Source organism: Paenibacillus melissococcoides (genome assembly GCA_944800085.1).
Lineage (GTDB): Bacteria > Bacillota > Bacilli > Paenibacillales > Paenibacillaceae > Paenibacillus_B > Paenibacillus_B melissococcoides.
Map to the genome: position 1 here is coordinate 662,227 of CALYLO010000001.1, position 19,380 is coordinate 681,606.

A 19,380-nucleotide genomic window follows, 5' to 3' on the forward strand; every position below is an offset into this window, starting at 1 on the left:
GATGAAGAAATTGGCCTTCTTATTTCCGGGACAGGGGTCGCAATTTGCGGGGATGGGAAAAGAGCTTTATAAGAGATCCAATCTTGTGAGAAGCATATACGAGGAAGCCTCCGAGACGGTAGGATACAATCTGGCCCAAGTAAGCTTTGAAGATGACGGGAACAGGCTAAACCGTACAGAGTTTGCGCAACCGGCTTTGTTGACATTGAGTTACAGTATGTTTCGGGTATATATGGACGAGATTGGCGAAGAGCCGTGCTATATGGCCGGTCATAGCTTGGGAGAGTATTCGGCCTTGGCTTGCAGTGGAGCGATATCCTTCGCGAACGCAGTGCGGTTGGCGAGTCAGCGGGGGCAAATCATGCAGAACGCGGTGCCGCCGGGAGCGGGGGCGATGTCAGCCGTGAGGGGATTGTCGTATAGAGAAGTGCTTCACATATGCAATACGAGTTCAGTGGAGGATGCGAGGAGCCCTGACATTGCATGCTTCAACTCGCCGATGCAATTTGTCGTGTCAGGGGAGGCGAAGGCTGTCCGCCAGGTAGAGCACCGGGTCGAGCATGCGGGGGGATTATGCACTCGCCTAAAGGTTAGCGGCGCATTTCATAGCTATATGATGAATCAGGCTGCAGTTGAATTACAACACGTGATAAAGCAGTACTTATTTCACGATTTGCGGTATCCTGTCGTTTCTAATGTCACTTCCAAGCCTTACCGATCCACGGCAGATATTGTGCCGGCATTAACGAAGCAAATGACAAGTACTGTGCGCTGGTACGAAACGATGGTCTTTCTCCATGCGCAGGGCGTCCGGCACTATGTGGAGCTTGGTCCCGGACGCGTACTTGAGCAATTGGCGAAGCAAGCTTTCAAGCGCTCCTCTGTGCTTGGCATAGATAGTATGGATAAGAAGGGAAACTGGAGGAAGGCGGATGATATGCCGGTTACCGTACAACATATCTGCGCTCGTATTGTGGACGGTTGCCTGGCTGTGGCGGCAAGCGCGGAAAATCGCAATGAGGACGAGCATGAATTCGAGCATACCATCCATCCTGCTTATAAGGAGCTTAAGAGGATAAAGGAGTCATTGGTTGCTTTAGGGGAGATGGCCAAGCCCATCATGCACGCCAGTACAGCGATTGAGCGGGCAGAAGTGATTTTAACCGCCAAGAAATTGGACAAGTTGGAGGTTGAAGCAAGATTGAGTCCCCTCCAGAAGCTCTTCTCTCAATTGCAAAAGGGGTGATATCATGTCTACGAAAAATTTCTCATTTCTGCATAAAGTGCAGGTGCCTGAAGCCGCTAAGATCGATGGCGAGTATGTTCGGACTGAAGAGAGCGGCGACATTGCTATCATCGGAATATCCTGCCGGTTGCCAATGGCGGATAATTATCGGGAATTTTGTGACTTATTAGCTGCCGGCGCAAGCGCAGTCCGTCCGTTTCCCGAAGCGAGAAGGCATGATGCCGAGAAATACTTGCAATATACCCGTCCCTCCGAGACGAAGTTCGAATTTATGGAAGGAGCCTATTTGGAGCGGGTCGATCATTTCGATTTTGAACTATTTCGAATTACGCCGCGAGAAGCGAGTCTGATGAATCCGAATCAGCGCATATTTCTGGAAACCGCCTTAGAATGCTTGGAAGATGCGGGGTATGCCGGCGATAAAATAAGCGGTACAAATACAGGGGTGTATGCAGGCTATATCGGAGACTTCGACGGCAACCAATACCGCCAAATGCTGACGGATACGAATACGCCGCATAAAGAAGCGGCCGTTACGGGGAATATGGCATCTATTATTCCGGGCCGAATATCTTATCTGCTGGACTTGAAGGGGCCCAGCATGCTGGTAGATACCGCCTGCTCCTCCTCTCTGGTCGCCGTCCATCTGGCATGCGGCGCTATACGGAACGGCGATTGCGATATGGCGCTAGCCGGGGGCGTGAAGACGAATTTGCTGCCTCTGGATGCCAAGGTGAAAATCGGGATTGAATCATCCGCCGGGATTACGAGAGCGTTCGATGATGAAGCTGACGGAACCGGCATCGGAGAAGGAGCGGCAGCGCTGCTGTTGAAACCATTACATGCAGCAGTAAGAGATCGGGATTATGTGTATGCGGTAATTAAGGGATCGGCAGTGAATCAGGACGGCAGTTCGATCGGAATAACGGCTCCGAACGTTGCCGCGCAAACAAACGTCATCATCAAAGCATGGCAGAATGCGGGGATTGATCCCGAAACGATATCTTATATCGAAGCGCACGGAACCGGGACGAAGCTCGGTGATCCTATTGAAATGGAAGGGGTTGCGGCAGCATTCAAAAAATATACGGGGAAAAGGCAATTTTGCGGCATAGGCTCCGTGAAATCGAATATCGGCCATTTGTATGACTGCGCAGGCATCGCGAGCATGATCAAGCTGGTGCTTGCCTTACAGCATCGTGAAATTCCCGCAAGCATTCATTTTACATCTCCCAATAAAAATATCGATTTTCTGGATTCTCCGGTATATGTCGTAAAAGACAGGCAGCCATGGAGGAAGCCATTTCCGTTAAGGGCGGGGATCAGCTCCTTCGGATTCAGCGGCACGAATTGCCACGTTGTATTGGAAGAAGCGCCAAAGCAACAGGATACGTCTTCGAGTGAGGATGATCTCGAGATCTTTACGGTGTCAGCCCATTCCAAAAGGGCCTTGATTCGGTATATCGATCGCTATTATCAATATTTGACGGATTACGAGAATATCCATTTTAAAAATTTGTGCTACACCGCGAATACCGGCAGAAAGCATTATGCATTCCGCATTGCGATTATTGCCAAAAACGCGGAGGAACTGAAAATAGGCTTGAACCGGCTGCTGGATGGAAGCTTCGAGCAATATCGCGGCGATTATGGCCCCATATACTATGGGCACAAGCCGAACAATTACGGATTGTCAAAGCCGCATGGGGGCCATGAGGCGGGCTATGCATTAAGGGGTTCCAGCGCTGACGAAGCGGCCGAGCTTGCGCGTTCGTATGCCGGAGGCCGTTCCTTGAACTGGCGAAGAATTTACGGCAACGAGAAGCGCTTTACGATCCCGCTGCCGACGTACCCCTTTGAGAAGGAACGCTGCTGGTTAGAGATTCCTCCCATTCGGGCGCTTGGATCGCATAAGGCCCCTCACGAGTATGCTGAGGGATCCGAATCGGAGGTTCAGCATCCCAGTGATCCTTTCCTGCTTCATGGAAGAGCGGAAAATGAACCGTACACCGCCATGGAAAGGCTATTGGGGCAAATTTGGTGCGAGGAGCTTGGGTATCGAACGGTAAATATCCATCGTTCCTTTTACGATATGGGGGGAGACTCCATCCTCGCTACGAAGATTGTGAACCGGTTGAATCAACAGGCTCCCGTGCCCATCACGATAGCGGATGTTTTGAAGCGGCAAACGATATGTGAGCTTGCTTCCTTTATGGAAGCGGGGAGTCGATCGGAGGAGATGAAGAGAAACATTGAATATCATATAGAGCCATTAGCAGTACAGGATCATTATGCACTATCGTCCGCGCAGAAGCGAATTTATATTCTTCACCAAATGAATGCTGGCGAAACGACTTACAATATGCCGTTTTCCATCCAAGTTGAGGGGATGCTGGATTATGACAGGCTTGAACGCGCGATGCTTCTCTTAGTAGAGAGGCATGAGGCATTCAGGACGACCTTTCACCATTTGGAGCAGGAACAAGAACCGGTACAGCGCGTTTCCGAAAAGAATGACTTTGCTCTTCAGCATCGATCTGCCACCCTGGAACAACTGCCTGGACTCATTGACGACTTCATCGTCCCGTTTGATTTATCCAAAGCGCCGTTACTGCGGGCCATTCTTTTTCACATCAGCGCAGAACATCACGTGTTGCTTATTGATATGCACCATATTATTTCGGATGGAGCCTCTTTATCCATCTTTATGCGTGATTTTATGGAACTATATGCTGGCATGGAACCGGAGCCGCTGCTCATTCAATATAAGGATTTTGCGGCATGGCAGAACAAGCTGCTCCAATCCCCAGAGATGGAGAAGCCGCGGGCATATTGGTTGAATCAGTACAGTGGCGACGTTCCCAAATTGCAGCTGCCCACAGACTTCGTACGGCCTGTCGAGAAAAGCTACGAGGGGCATGTTATCGAATTTCGGGCGGATCACCGCGTTCGCGGGAATATTGCCGAGCTGTGTGCCGCAACGCAATCCACGCTCTTCATGACGCTATTATCGGCTTATTTCGTATTGCTCTTCAAATATTCGGGTCAGGAGGATATTGTGGTCGGATCTCCTATTTCGGGAAGGAGGAATGGAGATGCCGATCAAGTTATCGGCATGTTTGTCAATATGTTGCCTATACGCAACTTTCCGTCCGGCAGCAAATCGGTCGTCCAGTTCCTGAGCGAGGTGAAAGAGAGCGCTTTATCTTCGTATGAACGCCAGGATTTCCAGTTTGAGCAGTTGATTGAGCAATTGGCTTTGCCGCGTGAAGCAAGCCGGCATCCGCTGTTTGATACCGTATTTGCGCTTCAGGACGGGAGCATGGCCAACGTTCAATTCGAAGGCTTAAAGCTGCAGCCGTTCAGTATCAACAGGCGTGCTAAATTTGATTTGACGCTGCAGGCTTTTGAGCGGGAGGACGAGATATTCTTCACGTTCGAATACTGTACCCGATTATTTCGAGAAGAGACGATCAGAACAATGGCCCAAAATTATTTGCTGATCTTAGAGCAAATGTCGGCCAACAAGGAACTTGCCTTGCAGGATTTGAAAATAGAGATGCCGGAACGAGCAGAAATAGCAGAATTAGCTGCCGGTTGGAAGACCGTGGAATTTGACTTTTAACTTTCGAAGCGAATAACTCATACAGGAGTGCTTGCCATGACAAATAAAATCTCTGACATTCCGTTAATTGACGATCGCGGACGGCCTGAGCAGGAAATGCAGTATTGGATGAACAAGCTGGAGGGCGAATTGCACATGAGCGGGTTCGATTTCAACCTAGAATGTCCCTCCGGTCAAGCAAGTCGACAGCAGCATTATGAATACAGCTTGGAGGCGGGCGAAGCCCTTCAGCTCCTGACGCAATGCAAGCATAATCCGTATGCTGTATTTATCGCGCTGCTGGCGACCCTCCAATTATTGATAAGCCGATATTCAGCCACTGATGTTGTCCTGCTCGGCATTCCACAGCTTAAGGGGAATCCGGATCAACCGCAGCCTGTGAAATCCGAAGGGCCGGGCTTGCTGCCGATTCGGAGCCATACGGACTGGAGCATGAGCTTCAGGCAATACGCAGGAATGATACAGCAAACGGTGCTGGAAGCCTATCGGCACCAGCATATTCCGTTCGCAAACTTCCTTCCGGAACGTTCTGATGCGGGAAGCAACATATTTAAAACGGCGGTACTGCTAACCAACATCCATGGCAGTCCGGCGATTGAGAATGTATCTGCAGATATATTGTTCGGCTTCCGACTGGATCATGATACCTTGGTTCTGACTGTGTCCTTCGATGCCGGGCTGCATTCCCTTGACATGATTCAGCAATATGCGGGTCATTTTCGGAATTTACTAACCTGGCTAACAACGCATCCGGACGAAGCGATGTGCAAGGCCGAAATGCTGACTTCCTCGGAGCAACTCCGATATTTGCACGAGTTCGGCCATGTGGCGAACAAGGCTGATCCAGATGCCACCGTGGTGGAATGGTTTGAGGCGAGGGTGAAGCAATTCCCCGATCATCCTGCTGTAATCGACGGAGAATGTTCATATACGTATGCGGAGTTGAATGCGCGTTCCAACCAATTGGCTCGCTTCCTGATGTTGCAGGGCGTCAACGTGGAAGAGGCGGTAGGAATCCTGCTTCACAGCTCGGTCGCGCAAGCTGTAGCTGTGCTGGGTGTCTTGAAAGCGGGCGCCGCTTTCGTTCCGATAGATGCCGATATTCCCGAAGAACGCATTCGGTCGATAGTGAATGATGCGGGGATAAAGCTGATCATTTCGTCGAAGCTGTTCATCCGAACGCTGAATCGGCTGCAGTGGGAGTGCCCTGCGCTGGTCCGGTATCTATGCTTGGATAGTAACCGTGTCCTTGAGGAGGAAGAAGGGGAGTCCAACAGCTTGATGAACGAGGAACTGTGGGAATACACGGGGAGCGTAGCCGGTGATGAGATTGCAGGCGGAGGATGGGTGAACAGCTACACCGGTGAACACTTCAGCAAGCAGGAAATGGATGAATACGGGGACAACGTGCTGGCCAAGCTGAGGCCCTATCTGAACAAGCGGCAGAAGGTGCTGGAAATCGGCTGTGCTTCCGGAATTACGATGTACCGGATTGCGCCTATGGTCAAGGAGTATTACGGAACCGATTTGTCCGCCGTAATCATCGCCAAAAACCAAATGCGAAATGAGCAGGAGGGAATACAGAATATCACATTGCAGAAGCTTGCCGCTCACGAGATCGGTTCGGTCCCCGGGACATTCGATCTGATTATTCTGAACAGCGTCGTCCAATGCTTCCACGGCCATAATTATTTCAGGAGCGTGCTTCGCCAGGCCATTGCGAAATTAGACACGGAAGGCCTCATTTTTATAGGAGACGTGATGGATCAGGATCGCAAGGAGGAATTTATCGAATCGCTGCGGGAATTTGCAGCACAGCGCCCGGATAAGCGCTCTGCTGCGAAATTGGACTGGGACGAAGAATTATTTTTATCTCAATCCTTTTTCCTGGATTTGCAGCAGGACATGAAAGAGATTCGGCGCATTGAATTTTCCAATAAGTTAGGCTCGATTCGCTACGAGCTTACCGAATACCGTTATGATGTGCTGCTCCGAATCAACAAGGCTGTACCGCCAATCAAGTCCTCTGAAGGGAAGAGGCAAAAATATCAGTTGGGCGCCCGTGAATTGGAGGCGGTTACGGATACTTCCAATCTGCCTCAGAGAGCTGGTATAGACAATATAGCCTATGTCATCTATACCTCGGGAACGACGGGCAGGCCGAAAGGGGTCATGATCGAGCATCGAGGGCTTGCCAACTTATGCGCTTGGCATAATGATTGCTTTGAAGTAACCTCGAACGACCGTGCGACAAGGTATGCCGGCTTCGGGTTTGATGCTTCGATATGGGAGCTCTTTCCGTATTTGGTGCAAGGAGCGACCGTTTATTTTGTGGACCAGGAGATGAAGCTGGATGTTCACAAATTAAATGAATTTTACGAGAACAATCGCATTACGATAAGCTTCCTGCCGACACAGATGTGCGAGCAGTTTTTGGAAGCCGGCAATCGCTCCCTGCGATATTTGCTGACAGGGGGAGACAAGCTCAGGCATTGGAAGCCTGCTTCCTGTCAGGTGGTCAACAATTACGGCCCAACGGAAAATACGGTGGTTACGACCAGCGGCGTACTAAATGGAAATAGCCCGATCATTCCGATCGGGAAGCCGATCTCCAATGTGGGCGTCATGATATTGGATCCGTATGCCAGGCTTCAGCCTGTAGGCGCGCCGGGTGAAATCTGCATATCGGGGACGGGATTGTCCAGAGGATATGTGGATCAGCAAGGACTTATGGAAGAAAAATATATAGATCATCCGTTCGTTCCCGGCGAGAAAATGTATAAGAGCGGCGACTTGGGGAGATGGATGCCGGACGGCAGCATCGAATTCCTGGGCAGATTAGACTGCCAGGTCAAAATCAGGGGGTACCGGATTGAACTGGCGGAGGTAGAGAACCAATTACTAAAGCTCACCAATATGAAAGAAGCCGTTGTTATCGATAGGCAAGATGATGAGGGCACTCGTTATTTATGTGCTTATTATGTGACGAAGTCTCCTGGAATGGAAGCAGCAGATGTCAAGCAGGCTCTGGCGAAGGAGCTCCCCGATTACATGATCCCGCCTTATTTCGTGGAGATGCCCTCCATTCCCCTTATGCCGAGCGGCAAGGTGAATCGCAAGCTTCTTCCGGAGCCGGATGAACGACTATGTTTGAAAAAGAAAGGATACAAAGCACCGAACAATGAGATGCAACGAATGCTTTGCGGCATGTGGCAAGAGGTATTGGGTGCAGCGAAGATTGGAATCCGGGACAACTTCTTTGATATCGGGGGCAATTCGCTGAAAGCTGTCCGCGCTGTCTCCAAAATGTCTCAGCAGTTCGAGGTCGATATCAACCAACTGTTCCAAAATCCGACGATCGAGCAGTTGTCTCGGCATATTCAATTCAAGAAAATATCGTTGGAGGAAAAAATAGAGCGCGCGAAGCAACTGATCAGTCTGCCTCGGAAGGAGATGTCGGAGATTGCCGAGTTCGCGGGCAAATTGGAGGCTTATAAAGAGAAAGGCCGGCACTTGTTAACCTCCATCGAATTATCCGATAATAGCTTCTTTCCTGCGAATATTTTTCTGACCGGTGCGACCGGCTACTTGGGCATTCATCTCTTATTCGAATTGCTGGAGTCGTCGCACGCCCACATCTATGTGCTGAAGCGGGCGGGGGATCAACCGGAAGCGGAAACATTGCTGATGCGAAAAGCGGCCTATTCCTTCGGGGACGATGCATACGGGCGGTTCCGGCATAGAATACATGTGATATGCGGCGATATCGCGAAGGAACGATTCGGCTTGGAGCCAATCGAATACCGACAATTGGCCGAACGGATCGACACGGTCATCCACGCTGCCGCCAATGTGAAGCACTATGGCGCATACGACGATTTCTATCAAGCCAATGTATTGGGCACGGAGCATGTTATTCGCTTTGCTCTTGAGACTCGCGGCAAGAGCCTGCATTACATTTCTACGGTCGGAGTAGCGAGCGGAACAATCAACAATGCAGAGAAGTTTTTGTTTACGGAAGATGACCATGATGTTGGGCAGCAGTCTGGCAATTTTTATACGAAGACGAAAATCGAAGCCGAAATGAAAGTATGGAAATCACGGCAAGACGGGCTGGCAGCTTCGATTTACCGAGTCGGTAATCTGGTATGTCATTCGGAGTCGGGAAAATTTCAGGAGAATATTTCGGATAACGGATTTTATCGAATGTTGAGGTCCTTCATCGGCTTGGAGCGAATGCCCGAACAAAGCCTGCATGCGATTGATTTTTCCTTTGTGGATGATGTCAGCAAAGCGATTGTCCTGTTGATGAAGCGGCAAGATAAGCAGAGCGAAACCTATCATGTATATAACCATAAGCATGTAAGTCTGCGGAAGCTGAGCCAATGGCTGAATGAGGCCGGATATGCCGTCGAGGCGATGCCGCCGGCTGTTTTTCTGGATTATTTGAATGCGAACCGCAACGAGCAGGCGGCAGAAGAGCATGTAGAAAATATATTATTGCATTCGAGAATTCTGGATATGGACGCAACATTCTATTATATGACCTCGGATAGAACCGTGAAGGTGCTGGCAGAACTGGGATTCGAATGGCCGGAAGTGAATGCGGGACATATTCGGAAGATGATGGATTACTGCGCTGAAGTGAGCTTTGTATAGGAGGGGTGTTCATTGTGTCCGCATGAAACAATCGAAAATCCTGTGACGGGCGAACGCCTGACGATATTGGAGTCAGCGGCGGATAATGGGGGGAGGCTTTTTGCTTATGAATATTCATGCCTTCCGACAACGCCTGTCGCCCCGAGCATGTTCATCCGTTGGCGGAAGAATCGTTCGAAGTCGTTAAGGGAGTCATGGTATCCCGAATCAATGGAATGGAGCGCACGGTCACTTGCGGCGAAACGGTCGTCATTCCGGCGGGAGCCAGGCATACGGGGTGGAATAGCGGAGAAGGAGAATTGGTTTTAAGGGCCCGAATTACCCCGGGCATGCAATTTGAAGAGTATTACAGAACGGTATTTCATTTATCCCAGATGAACAAGACGAACAAGAAGGGAGTGCCAGGGCCGCTGTACTTGGCGGCGATGAGTCATGAGATGAAAAACCAAACCTTTTTGCCCAGATTCATTGCGCTGCAAAAAATCTATATCGCCCTCGCAGGGCCGCTTGCAAAATGGCTTGGCTATAAACCTTATTATAAATGAAAGGAAAAATACGAGCATGAACGAACAAACGGGACAACAAGATCCGGTTACGGAATATGAAGAGGTTACGATCCAATCCAACCAGGCTCCCATCGTTCTATCCATCTGGAAAAGCAAAAAAGAGCACCCATGTATCATCTTCTTTCCAGGGACCGCAACCCATCCGTTATTTTATGCGGAGTTTTTGAGCTCCTTGGCTCAACATCAATATAATGTTATCGGCGTTCATCCGGTCTGTCATGGGAAAAGTCCGCGGGTAAAGAAAATATTCAGCTTCGAGGAGCTCGTGCAAAATGGAAAGGACGCAGTGTCCTATGCCATCCAGAACTTTAACGATCGCGTCATCGTCATGGGTTCCAGCCAAGGGGGGATTGTCGCAATCGCTCTGGCGGGCAAGGATGAGCGGATACAAGCGGCGTTTCCCCATAATATTCTCATTCCGGACGTGCCCGAATCGATCATCGTTACCCGGTTCCCGGAATTTCTGAAGCACGGGTATTCATTTGTCATTTCGGCCGTGAAATGTCTTGCTAAAGTATGGCCCGCAATGCCCATCCCAGTCAGCTTGTATCTTGATTTACATAAAGTATCGAAGAACAAAGCCATCATTCAGCAATTTTACGACGATCCCTATGGGTTCATGAGTTATCCGCTCTATTTTTTGGCCAGTCTTTTCAGCGCCGATCTGAGCTCCCTTCGGGACGGAAGCATCAAGTGCCCGGTTTATGTGCTGGCTGCCAAGGGGGATCCGTTGTTCCCGGAGGAATATACCCGAAGCATATTCCATATGATCAAGGCTCCATATAAGGAAATGATCCTGTTCGACGAGGATGTGCATCTCATTTTAAATGAATGCTTGCCGCAAGTGCTTCAGCCTATCGTCACGAAGCTGAACGGAATACCGGGGAGCGAAAAGGTGATGTCATGAGAAAAAGATGGCTGACATTCGCAGGGATTCTGATCGGGATGAGCATTTCCGGTCTGATGCAGACCTTCCTGGCGACCGCCTTGCCCACGATTACGAAGGAATTGGGAGGGATGGAGCTGTACAGCTGGGTATTCGGCGGCTATATGCTCGCTTCTACCGTCACGCTTCCTTTATTCGGCAAGATCGCTGATATATTTGGCAGACGCCAACTTTATTTATTCGGCATGGCGCTTTTTGTGCTAGGGACTCTCGGGGCCGGTATGGCGAACACGATGTCGCTGCTTGTTGCGTTCAGAGTCATGATGGGGCTGGGGGCCGGAGCTATCGTTCCGGCGGCATTGGGCTCCATCGGAGATTTGTTCGACGAGCGGGAATCGCCTCGGCTGTTTGGTTATATAGGACTCAATCAGGTCATGGCTAACCTCGTCGGCCCCGTTGCAGGGGGAGTGATTACGGACGTTTTATCATGGCGATGGGGATTTTATCTCCTGATTCCGCTCGGAATCCTGTCTGCCATCCTGGTGGCGGTCGGTCTTCAGGAGCAGGAGCGGGCACGGCAAGAGGGCGGCGCTCGAGCGGGCCGCTCCTCTCTGCTATGGCAATTGGACTGGCTGGGAGCCGGTATGGTGTCGGCAGGGTTATGCTTGCTTATTTTTGGGGTGCAATTCGTGGGGGAGGCTCATTTTATTGGCGGGGCAGCTCTGCTCATTACAGGAGGGGCTGCATTATATGTGCTCGTCAGAATTGAAAAGAAGCATCAAGACCCCATACTTCCCATGAATTTTCTAAGCAACACGCGCCTTTCGCTTACGCTGTGCAGTACTTTTCTGTTAGGCATGATTAGCAACTGTGCGATTAGCTACGTTCCGTTATTTATTCAAGATGCTCAGGGAGTCAATGCTTCGGAGGGCGGCATGCTCCTGCTCCCGATGATGGTCGTTACCGGCATCTCTAGCGCTGTGTCGGGGAGAATCGCCAATCAGCGCTTGGCCATGATCATCACCTGGCTTCTCATGCTGTTGTCCTTCGCAGGTTTGGCGTCGTTCGGCTATCTGGGAAGCAAGTACTTGGCCGTTATCGCGACATTGCCGTTAGGGATTGGCATGGGCTTGCTTCTTCCCATGTACATGAGCATTGCGAGAAATTTATCGGATTACTCGAATCGTGCCACCATTGCCAGCATGGTTCAATTGTCAAGAAATCTTGGCGGAGCGGCAGGCGTCCCTGTTTTGGGGATTTGGCTGGCCCAAAGTTCAGGCTTGCAGGCGGGCCTGCAAGGTATTTTCATTTGTCTCGGCGTGGTTGCATTCATCGGCTGGAGCGCGGCTTTCTATCCTGCCATGCATACGGGGACTCCGATTGTGAAGAGAGAATTGGACTAAATCTGATTGGAGGGTTCAACCATGATATTGTGGTTTGACGAGGTGAAACGCGGTGATATCGCACGAGTGGGAGGAAAAGGCGCCAATCTTGGGGAGATGTCTGCGGCAGGTTTGCCTGTCCCGGAGGGGTTCTGCATCGATGTGGAAGCGTATAAGACACATCTTCGGTCAGGCAGCCTATGGCCCAAAATTGAAGCGATGCTGCAGGAGATAACAACGGAGGATGTCGTGTCCCTTGACAGCACGGCTGTGCAAATCAGGCAAATCATTGAGACAGCGCCTATGCCAAGCGATTTGCAGCACAAGATTAAAGAGGCTTATATGCGGTTGCTTCGCCTTGGCTATGAAAGAGTTGCCGTACGTTCTTCGGCCACGGCGGAAGATTTGCCGGAAGCGAGCTTCGCCGGGCAACAAGAAACGTTTTTGTCCATAATCGGAGAAGAGGACGTTCTTCAGCACGTCAAAAAATGCTGGTCCTCACTGTGGACGGCACGATCGATTTCTTACCGCACACATAATCAGTTCAATCATGAGGAGGTATATTTGTCGGTTGTGGTGCAGGGGCAAATTGAATCCCGGAAATCTGGAGTTCTCTTCACCATGAATCCGCTGAATGGGAGCAAAGATCAGATGCTCATCAATGCCTCTTATGGACTGGGCGAGATGGTCGTGTCCGGGAAGGTAACGCCGGATACTTACATTGTCTCCAAGCGAAAACGATATAACATCGCGGTTCATCGGAAGCTGGGCACTAAGGAGATGTGCCTGGAATCGCATCCGATTCACGGGACGATAACGAAGGAAGTCCCTGAGCCGGACAGGGACAAGTATTGCTTAAGCTATGGGGAGCTTCGCCAGCTGCAGCGTCTTGGCCGGGAGCTGGAACAGTATTACGGAGCTCCGCAGGATATTGAATGGGCCTTCTCTGGCGGCAAGCTGTATGCATTGCAAACCCGGCCGATTACCAGTTTGTATTTGCCTGAATATCCGCAGACGAAGCTTGGCAAAATTGAGAAAAAGGAATTGGATAATTTCAAGGAGCATTTGCCTACGCCGCCATATCCGTTAGAGTATGAGACGATGATGGCGCTTCTCGAAGAAAAGCATCATGCATACCGGTCGCTGGGCTTGTCGATTCCGGCTGCTGAACAGGTGATACGGATCGATCGCAACGGAGTTCTGTCTATTCATCCTGTGTCTCCCAGGCCGACTCTGTCTTTCTTGAAGCTTCCTTCTCATGTCCGACGCATGCTTCGGGACAGTTCTGCACGTATCTCCGTGGAAGAAGAACAGAGCAATGCGAAGCGCCTCCAGCAGCTAATGAACGTGCAGATAAGCGGCCTTAACGATAGGGAGCTCGTGCAGCAAATTGAAAGCATTGTAAAGATTAGTAAAAATTATGGACAAATTCGATTCCACATCTATGTGTTTCCGATGGTACTGCTCGGATTCAAGCTGAAGCTGCTGATTCGCATGTCGCGCTTGAAACGGCCGGTAAGCGAATATGAGCTGTTATCGAATCTCGACTATAAAACGGCGGTTATCGAAAAAGCGCTCAACGCTTTGGCGGTGTCCGCTGACTTGAATCCTGTGCTCCGAGCCGTATTTCTCGAATGCCCGGCGGGGGAAGTGCAGCACAGATTAAAGCTGGAGTCTGGAGGACAAGCATTTCTCAAGGAAGTCGAAACATTTCTTCAAGAACACGGGGCTCGGACGATGAAAGCGTATATGCCATTTTCCAATGAGGCTTCCTGGTCGGAGAATGTGAGCTCCTTATATGGGACGATTGCTGCGATGCTCCGGTCAGGTAGCATACATAACTTCGATAAACGCCAGGAAGACATCAATCTTCAATTTTATAAGCTTACAGAGGAGATTCGAAAGGGGCTTCCTCGTTTTTTGGCGGATTCTTTTAGCCGAACGCTGGAACAATTCCGCGCTGCCTTTAAGGGAAGGGAATGGACGCTGTACGCAATTGAAGAATGTTATGTTGCCTTGCGCAAAGCGATGCAGGAAGCGGCGGATAGATTAAAGCACAGAGGCTTCCTCACTGCGCCGGAAGACATTCTCTACTTGAAATTGTCCGAAGTGTATCGATTGCTTGATCGTTCAAGCGGCGAAGTCGGAATGGAGGATGCAGCCGGGAAGATTAGGGAACGCCGAATAAATCGCGAATTCTCTCTCGCCGTATGGAATGTGAATGAACATGAACTGGATCAGCAAAATCAGGATCATATCAAGGGACTGCCGGGCAGCGGCGGGCTGGCCGAAGGTAATGTGAAGGTCATCAGCGGAGCCGCGGAATTCGGCAAGCTGGAGAAGGGAGATGTACTGGTGTGCTCCTTTACGGATCCGGCCTGGACGCCTTTGTTCCTGCTCGCCAGCGCCGTTGTGTCCGATACCGGCGGTCCTTTGTCGCACGCGGCTATTGTTGCCCGGGAATATCGAATTCCAGCCGTATTGGGAACCAAGGTAGCGACCTCTTGCTTACAAGATGGAGACCGGGTGATGGTGGATGGCTTCAAAGGCACAGTAACGGTGCTGAAGGATCAATTGGCGGCCAGCGCAACATGAATTGTGGTTGCATCAGTAAGTTCACAAATATACCGGGTGTCGCCCAATCGACTATCTCATTAATTATCGTATGGAAAGAGCGAGCGAATTGCTTAAAGCCGGCAAAGCCGGAGCGCATAGCCGTGCTTCACCCCTTGTATTTGGATTACTTTTTCGCGTTGGACACGCCGCCGATCGCCTCGAGCAGCGCCGTGAGCGCGATGGAGGAATTCGCTACGTTGCAGCCCTACGCGGGAACGGCGGAGATTGCGGATTTGGGCAGCGGAAGGAACTTGAATCTGGAAGCGATTATTGCGTCGAATCCGGATGTGATCGTAACCTTTAAAGGTCATATTGACGCAAATGATGAGGAGTTGAGCAAAATTGCTCCTGTCCTGGAAGCTCTGTCGGAAATGAATCCCGATTATATCATTTTCCAGCATAATCTTGATGCTGCCAAGGCCTCAGTCCAGGAAAAGGAATCTTCCGCCGTCTGGCAATCGTTGAAATCGGTAAAAAACAATCATGTTCTATTTTTCGATAATTCTCTTAATACGGGAAGCGTCCTGGCGATCAGGCTGGCTGCAGAGAATTTTATGGAACTGGCGGTTCAGTAGGGAAGAATGAAAAACAGCCCCGGCTTGGATGAAGCGCGGGGCGGGTTCACGTTCAGGACGAATCCTCTTTCACATATTCCAATATATCGCCTGGCTGACAGTCCAGCACTTCGCATATTTTCTCCAAGGTGGAAAAGCGGACCGCCTTCGCTTTTCCATTCTTCAGGATGGACAGGTTCGCCATCGTAATTCCGACCTTCTCTGACAGCTCGGTAACGCTCATTTTTCGTCTTGCCAACATAACATCGAGATTGATGATGATCGCCATATGGACACCTCAGACTGTCAAATCATTTTCGGTTGATTTCAAGTGCGTGGGTTAGCAGCTCTTGAAGCACTGCCGCAAAAATCGCTACCGTGGAAGCGGCAAAAATGATGACTCCTCCTATCACGGCGATGGAAGTAAACAGGACGCCCTGCATACCAAGGAATATGCCGGCTATAACATAGACGATCGCGATCGCGCCGGCGCACTGCTTGATATGTCTCAACGATGCTACCGCGCATTCGGAAAACGCATTTCGCCGTTCAATATAGTGAAGCAGCTTCAGCGCGTGATAGAGCGCAATATAAAACGGGATTGCCGTCGTATATACAATGATGAGCGCCGAATATTTCAAAGGAACATAATCGGGGTTCTTCGCCGCATGGCTTGTCACGAATCCGGGCAGCCAGAATAGACACAGAATCAAAGCCGCAAACCCAATCATGGCGATCGCCAGCTTGAGGAAGGCAGTTTTACTTCGGAGCATATAGCACCTCGCATCAAATGAATGGCAATAGCATATCACTGCATTTATCGTTTATCAATATGTTTTTCATGTTTCTTGGTAAACCTCAATATTATTGCATTGAAAGCGGACGTTCCTTGCTCTGGGAGCGGCCTTCCTTCACATGCTTCAACTGGGCGACGATCATGAACGACACGATAACCAGCAAGAACCACGAGCTGAATTTTCCCCACTGAACGAGATTCCAACCGTTGGCTTGATGCGGATAGCGCCAAGCGCCCAGGAATGTCCCGATATTTTCCGCTATCCAAATAAAGAAACCGATTAACGCAAACGACAGCACGAGCGGCATGCGCCGCGTCACGCCCAGCACCGTATACTCGACATACGACCGAAAGAAGACGGCGAACAGCAGAATGGTCAACACCCAGCGCAGATCGTATATGAAATGGTGGGTTATGAAATTGAGGTAAATCGCCGCGCCGAGCGGGACGGTGCACCACGGCTTCGGATACTTGTGCAGCTTCACCTGCAGGCGGCGCCACGCCTGGCATAAGTAACTGGCGACACTCGCATACATAAATCCGCTGTAGAGCGGCACGCCGAACACCTTGGTCCATCCGTCGAGCGGGTATGCCCATGATCCCATGTGAACCTTGTAAATTTCGAGCACGAGCCCGATCAGATGGAAGACGCAAATGACCTTCAGCTCGTCAGCCGTTTCCAGACCGGAACGGAGCATGATGATTTGAACCGCGATACAGACAAGTAGCATAAAGTCGTAAGCGGGCATGAACGGGATGTCGATCGCCCGCGTGAGCGCAAGCGCCGCGAAAATAATGGCCGGAAACAGGCAGGACAGCGCCTGCTGCCAGCCGAACTCGGCAAATGATCTAAGCTTGAAAGCCATACAATCCTCCTGCGTTGGAATCCGCCTGCCGGGACGCCGCGCCCCTCCGCAGGCGGTGCCTTGAATGAATCGCCATAGCGGCTCGATAGGTACTATCATAAGCGGCGGCTTTCTCTTGGTCAATAAAAAATTATTGTTTTTCGATAAATATTTATTGTTTAATATATCCATGTTCAGATTTTGTCTAGTTTTCAGGGTGTCGCTGCTTGATGAAGTCGTTTATAATAAAAATCGGAAAGAAACGCGCGGGAGGATCGTGAATGGCCGGTATGTTTGTGCTGCTGCACGTGATTGGCGGCATCAGTATTCCGAGCATTGACATGAATTTGCCGATAGGAGAAGGCGTATCTCCGTATACGTTGGCGCTCACGGCGGGAACGATGAAGGCTTTTGAAGCAAATCCAGTCCCGGCGACGGAAGCAGCAATTGTCCCGGGGGCAATGGCCGGCCGTTATATGTGGATCGCCTGGTCAAGCAGCTGCTGCCATATGGGCCTGTCATCATTGCGATCGATGGTCAGCATTTCGAACACCTCCGGCTCATACACGGGGAAAAATATGGATTGGTGAAAAATTGGAGTGAACATGAACATTCATTACTTGCAGCACGTTCCTTTTGAAGGACCTGAACAAGTGTCTGCCTGGGCAGAGCAAAAAGGTCATCAGCTCAGGGGCAGCTTATTGTATGAGAACGGGCGGTTACCGTCTACTTCGGAATTCGATATGCTTGTCATTCTTGGCGGTCCGATGGGGGCGTATGACGAAGAGCGCTTTCTATGGCTGGGGCAGGAAAAGAAATTAATCCAGGAGTCTGTCCGGCGGAACAAGCTGGTGCTGGGCATTTGCCTCGGCGCGCAGCTGCTTGCGGAGGCGCTTGGGGGAAGAGTATACAGAAATGAAGAGAAAGAGATTGGCTGGTACCCCGTCACTTTGACGGAGGAGAGCCGGGAATCCTCGTTTTTTCAGGAGTTGCCGGACATATTCGTGCCGTTCCACTGGCATGGGGACACCTTCGCATTGCCTCCCGGAGCGAAGCATATCGCTAGGAGCGCAGGCTGCGTGCATCAGGCCTTCGAATATGCGGACTGCGCGATCGGGCTGCAGTTCCATCTGGAATCGAGCGAATCAAGCATCAGAAGATTAATTCAGCATTGTCCCGGCGACATTGGGCAGGGCAGGTTCATCCAGCGTCCGGAGGACATGGTTGGCCAGGCTGAGCTGTTGGATGCGTCCAACGCGATTTTATTTCTATTGCTTGATGCATTGGAGAAAAAATATGGCATAATGGACAAATCGCTTTGAAGCGGCGGCCGCTTCCCGGGATGCAGCCGGGGAACGGCTGGTCATTGGGAGGCTGCCGCCGCCTTTCGCTATCATCGGGAACGGCATCCATCATCCTTCCTCGCGATCGACCCATTTTTTGCAAAAATAATAGCGTAATTTTTTGCGCGCTCTAACCAATAATTGCGCGGAAGCCTGCTCGCTGATCCCTAACTCCCGAGCCAGCTCTCGATGCGATTTATCTTCCACATAATACCGGAACAGCACATTGCGGTATCTGGCATTGAGCTGGTCAAGGGCTTCATGAAGCGTTTCATCTCGGATTTGCTCCTCCACTTGATCGGCTACGGCCGTTTCCGCTGCCGAAGTGAAGAGATCCTCTTCATCCATGCTTTCCAAATGGGATAGATATTGATAATTTTTATTTTTCCTTAAGTAATCATAGGCTGTATTCCGCGAGATTTTTTTGAGCCACGCCTTCATCTTTGCAGGCTTTTTCGATTTAGGTGATGAGGCAATGACTTTCAGGAAGGATTCCTGAATCACGTCTTCCGTCAGATCATGATTTTGGAGCAAGAAGTAAATATCGCGGTAGATGAATTCTCGGTAGGATTGATAAGTCAATTGTTGGGATGCTCGGTCCAGGTGTCGGAAATCGCCGCGCAAAAAAGATAACCACTGTTCCATAATGCCCCCTCCACATCGTTGGATCATGTATTATCCGTCTTTTTAATTCCCTATATATACTAATATATACTTATATCGTATATAGTTCCATATTTGATATGTGTCGATAAATTGAGCAAAACTTCTATTTTATGAAATTGAGTGAATATTTCGTCATATTTTGGAAGATCAAGCCGTCTAAACATGTAGAAAGGGCAATCATCATGAAGCTGCATCT

At 50.2% G+C, this 19,380-nt stretch carries 14 protein-coding genes; 10 read left to right on the top strand and 4 right to left on the bottom strand.

Annotated elements, in window-relative coordinates; genetic code table 11:
- The first annotated feature begins 1 nt into the window (after position 1).
- The 8 genes from fabD to OCY70_RS03155 all read left to right on the top strand — a co-directional run bounded on the left by fabD (position 2) and on the right by OCY70_RS03155 (position 15,555).
- Entirely contained in the window at positions 2-1,246 is a 1,245-nt protein-coding gene (gene fabD, locus OCY70_RS03120; protein WP_213429175.1) for an ACP S-malonyltransferase, read from the top strand.
- A 4-nt stretch (positions 1,247-1,250) separates the two neighbouring features.
- Positions 1,251-4,871 carry a condensation domain-containing protein gene (locus tag OCY70_RS03125; protein WP_213429176.1) on the top strand — a complete coding sequence of 1,207 codons (3,621 nt, stop codon included), beginning with the start codon at positions 1,251-1,253 and terminating at the stop codon, positions 4,869-4,871.
- A gap of 36 nt (positions 4,872-4,907) precedes the next feature.
- A complete protein-coding gene (locus tag OCY70_RS03130; protein ID WP_213429177.1) occupies positions 4,908-9,530 on the top strand; it encodes a thioester reductase domain-containing protein in 4,623 nt (1,540 codons plus the stop codon).
- Between the two features lie 116 nt (positions 9,531-9,646).
- Positions 9,647-10,075: a cupin domain-containing protein gene (locus tag OCY70_RS03135; protein ID WP_261944569.1), complete on the top strand. Its 429-nt coding sequence runs from the start codon at positions 9,647-9,649 to the stop codon at positions 10,073-10,075.
- Positions 10,076-10,091: 16 nt separating this feature from the next.
- A complete protein-coding gene (locus tag OCY70_RS03140) occupies positions 10,092-11,003 on the top strand; it encodes an alpha/beta hydrolase (protein WP_213429179.1) in 912 nt (303 codons plus the stop codon).
- On the top strand, positions 11,000-12,385 hold the full coding sequence (locus OCY70_RS03145; protein WP_213429180.1) for an MFS transporter: 1,386 nt from the start codon (positions 11,000-11,002) through the stop codon (positions 12,383-12,385). The genes OCY70_RS03140 and OCY70_RS03145 overlap by 4 nt, the downstream gene beginning before the upstream one ends.
- A gap of 21 nt (positions 12,386-12,406) precedes the next feature.
- Positions 12,407-14,959, top strand: coding sequence for a PEP/pyruvate-binding domain-containing protein (locus OCY70_RS03150; RefSeq protein WP_213429181.1), 2,553 nt, complete (start codon positions 12,407-12,409; stop codon positions 14,957-14,959).
- The gene (locus OCY70_RS03155; protein WP_249725305.1) at positions 14,869-15,555 is read left to right on the top strand and encodes an ABC transporter substrate-binding protein; all 687 of its coding nucleotides are present in this window, start codon (positions 14,869-14,871) and stop codon (positions 15,553-15,555) included. Before OCY70_RS03150 ends, OCY70_RS03155 begins: the two co-directional genes overlap by 91 nt.
- Positions 15,556-15,607: 52 nt before the next feature.
- Here OCY70_RS03155 and OCY70_RS03160 read toward each other — a convergent pair whose 3' ends face one another.
- From OCY70_RS03160 to OCY70_RS03170, 3 genes are all read right to left on the bottom strand, one after another.
- Entirely contained in the window at positions 15,608-15,823 is a 216-nt protein-coding gene (locus tag OCY70_RS03160) for a helix-turn-helix domain-containing protein (protein WP_133380206.1), read from the bottom strand.
- Positions 15,824-15,845: 22 nt separating this feature from the next.
- Positions 15,846-16,307 carry a DUF2975 domain-containing protein gene (locus OCY70_RS03165; RefSeq protein WP_249725307.1) on the bottom strand — a complete coding sequence of 154 codons (462 nt, stop codon included), beginning with the start codon at positions 16,305-16,307 and terminating at the stop codon, positions 15,846-15,848.
- A gap of 91 nt (positions 16,308-16,398) precedes the next feature.
- Positions 16,399-17,196 (bottom strand): DUF817 domain-containing protein, encoded by a 798-nt coding sequence (locus OCY70_RS03170; RefSeq protein WP_213429182.1) that lies wholly within the window; start codon positions 17,194-17,196, stop codon positions 16,399-16,401.
- Positions 17,197-17,456: 260 nt separating this feature from the next.
- On the opposite strand from OCY70_RS03170, the gene OCY70_RS03175 reads away from it, so the two are divergent.
- Together OCY70_RS03175 and OCY70_RS03180 are read left to right on the top strand one after the other, a co-directional pair.
- Positions 17,457-17,765 carry a hypothetical protein gene (locus OCY70_RS03175; RefSeq protein WP_213429183.1) on the top strand — a complete coding sequence of 103 codons (309 nt, stop codon included), beginning with the start codon at positions 17,457-17,459 and terminating at the stop codon, positions 17,763-17,765.
- 15 nt (positions 17,766-17,780) lie between these two features.
- Entirely contained in the window at positions 17,781-18,497 is a 717-nt protein-coding gene (locus OCY70_RS03180) for a type 1 glutamine amidotransferase (RefSeq protein ID WP_213429184.1), read from the top strand.
- Positions 18,498-18,587: 90 nt separating this feature from the next.
- On the opposite strand, the gene OCY70_RS03185 is transcribed toward OCY70_RS03180, so the two are convergent.
- Positions 18,588-19,163 (bottom strand): RNA polymerase sigma factor, encoded by a 576-nt coding sequence (locus OCY70_RS03185; protein ID WP_213429185.1) that lies wholly within the window; start codon positions 19,161-19,163, stop codon positions 18,588-18,590.
- Positions 19,164-19,380: the final 217 nt, after the last annotated feature.

Excerpts from the sequence above, each read along its gene's own strand:
- fabD (WP_213429175.1), top strand. The coding sequence starts at position 2 with ATGAAGAAATTGGCCTTCTTATTTCCGGGACAGGGGTCGCAATTTGCG.
- OCY70_RS03125 (WP_213429176.1), top strand. The coding sequence starts at position 1,251 with ATGTCTACGAAAAATTTCTCATTTCTGCATAAAGTGCAGGTGCCTGAA.
- OCY70_RS03130 (WP_213429177.1), top strand. The coding sequence starts at position 4,908 with ATGACAAATAAAATCTCTGACATTCCGTTAATTGACGATCGCGGACGG.
- OCY70_RS03135 (WP_261944569.1), top strand. The coding sequence starts at position 9,647 with ATGCCTTCCGACAACGCCTGTCGCCCCGAGCATGTTCATCCGTTGGCG.
- OCY70_RS03140 (WP_213429179.1), top strand. The coding sequence starts at position 10,092 with ATGAACGAACAAACGGGACAACAAGATCCGGTTACGGAATATGAAGAG.
- OCY70_RS03145 (WP_213429180.1), top strand. The coding sequence starts at position 11,000 with ATGAGAAAAAGATGGCTGACATTCGCAGGGATTCTGATCGGGATGAGC.
- OCY70_RS03150 (WP_213429181.1), top strand. The coding sequence starts at position 12,407 with ATGATATTGTGGTTTGACGAGGTGAAACGCGGTGATATCGCACGAGTG.
- OCY70_RS03160 (WP_133380206.1), bottom strand. The coding sequence starts at position 15,823 with ATGGCGATCATCATCAATCTCGATGTTATGTTGGCAAGACGAAAAATG.
- OCY70_RS03165 (WP_249725307.1), bottom strand. The coding sequence starts at position 16,307 with ATGCTCCGAAGTAAAACTGCCTTCCTCAAGCTGGCGATCGCCATGATT.
- OCY70_RS03170 (WP_213429182.1), bottom strand. The coding sequence starts at position 17,196 with ATGGCTTTCAAGCTTAGATCATTTGCCGAGTTCGGCTGGCAGCAGGCG.
- OCY70_RS03175 (WP_213429183.1), top strand. The coding sequence starts at position 17,457 with ATGGCCGGTATGTTTGTGCTGCTGCACGTGATTGGCGGCATCAGTATT.
- OCY70_RS03180 (WP_213429184.1), top strand. The coding sequence starts at position 17,781 with ATGAACATTCATTACTTGCAGCACGTTCCTTTTGAAGGACCTGAACAA.
- OCY70_RS03185 (WP_213429185.1), bottom strand. The coding sequence starts at position 19,163 with ATGGAACAGTGGTTATCTTTTTTGCGCGGCGATTTCCGACACCTGGAC.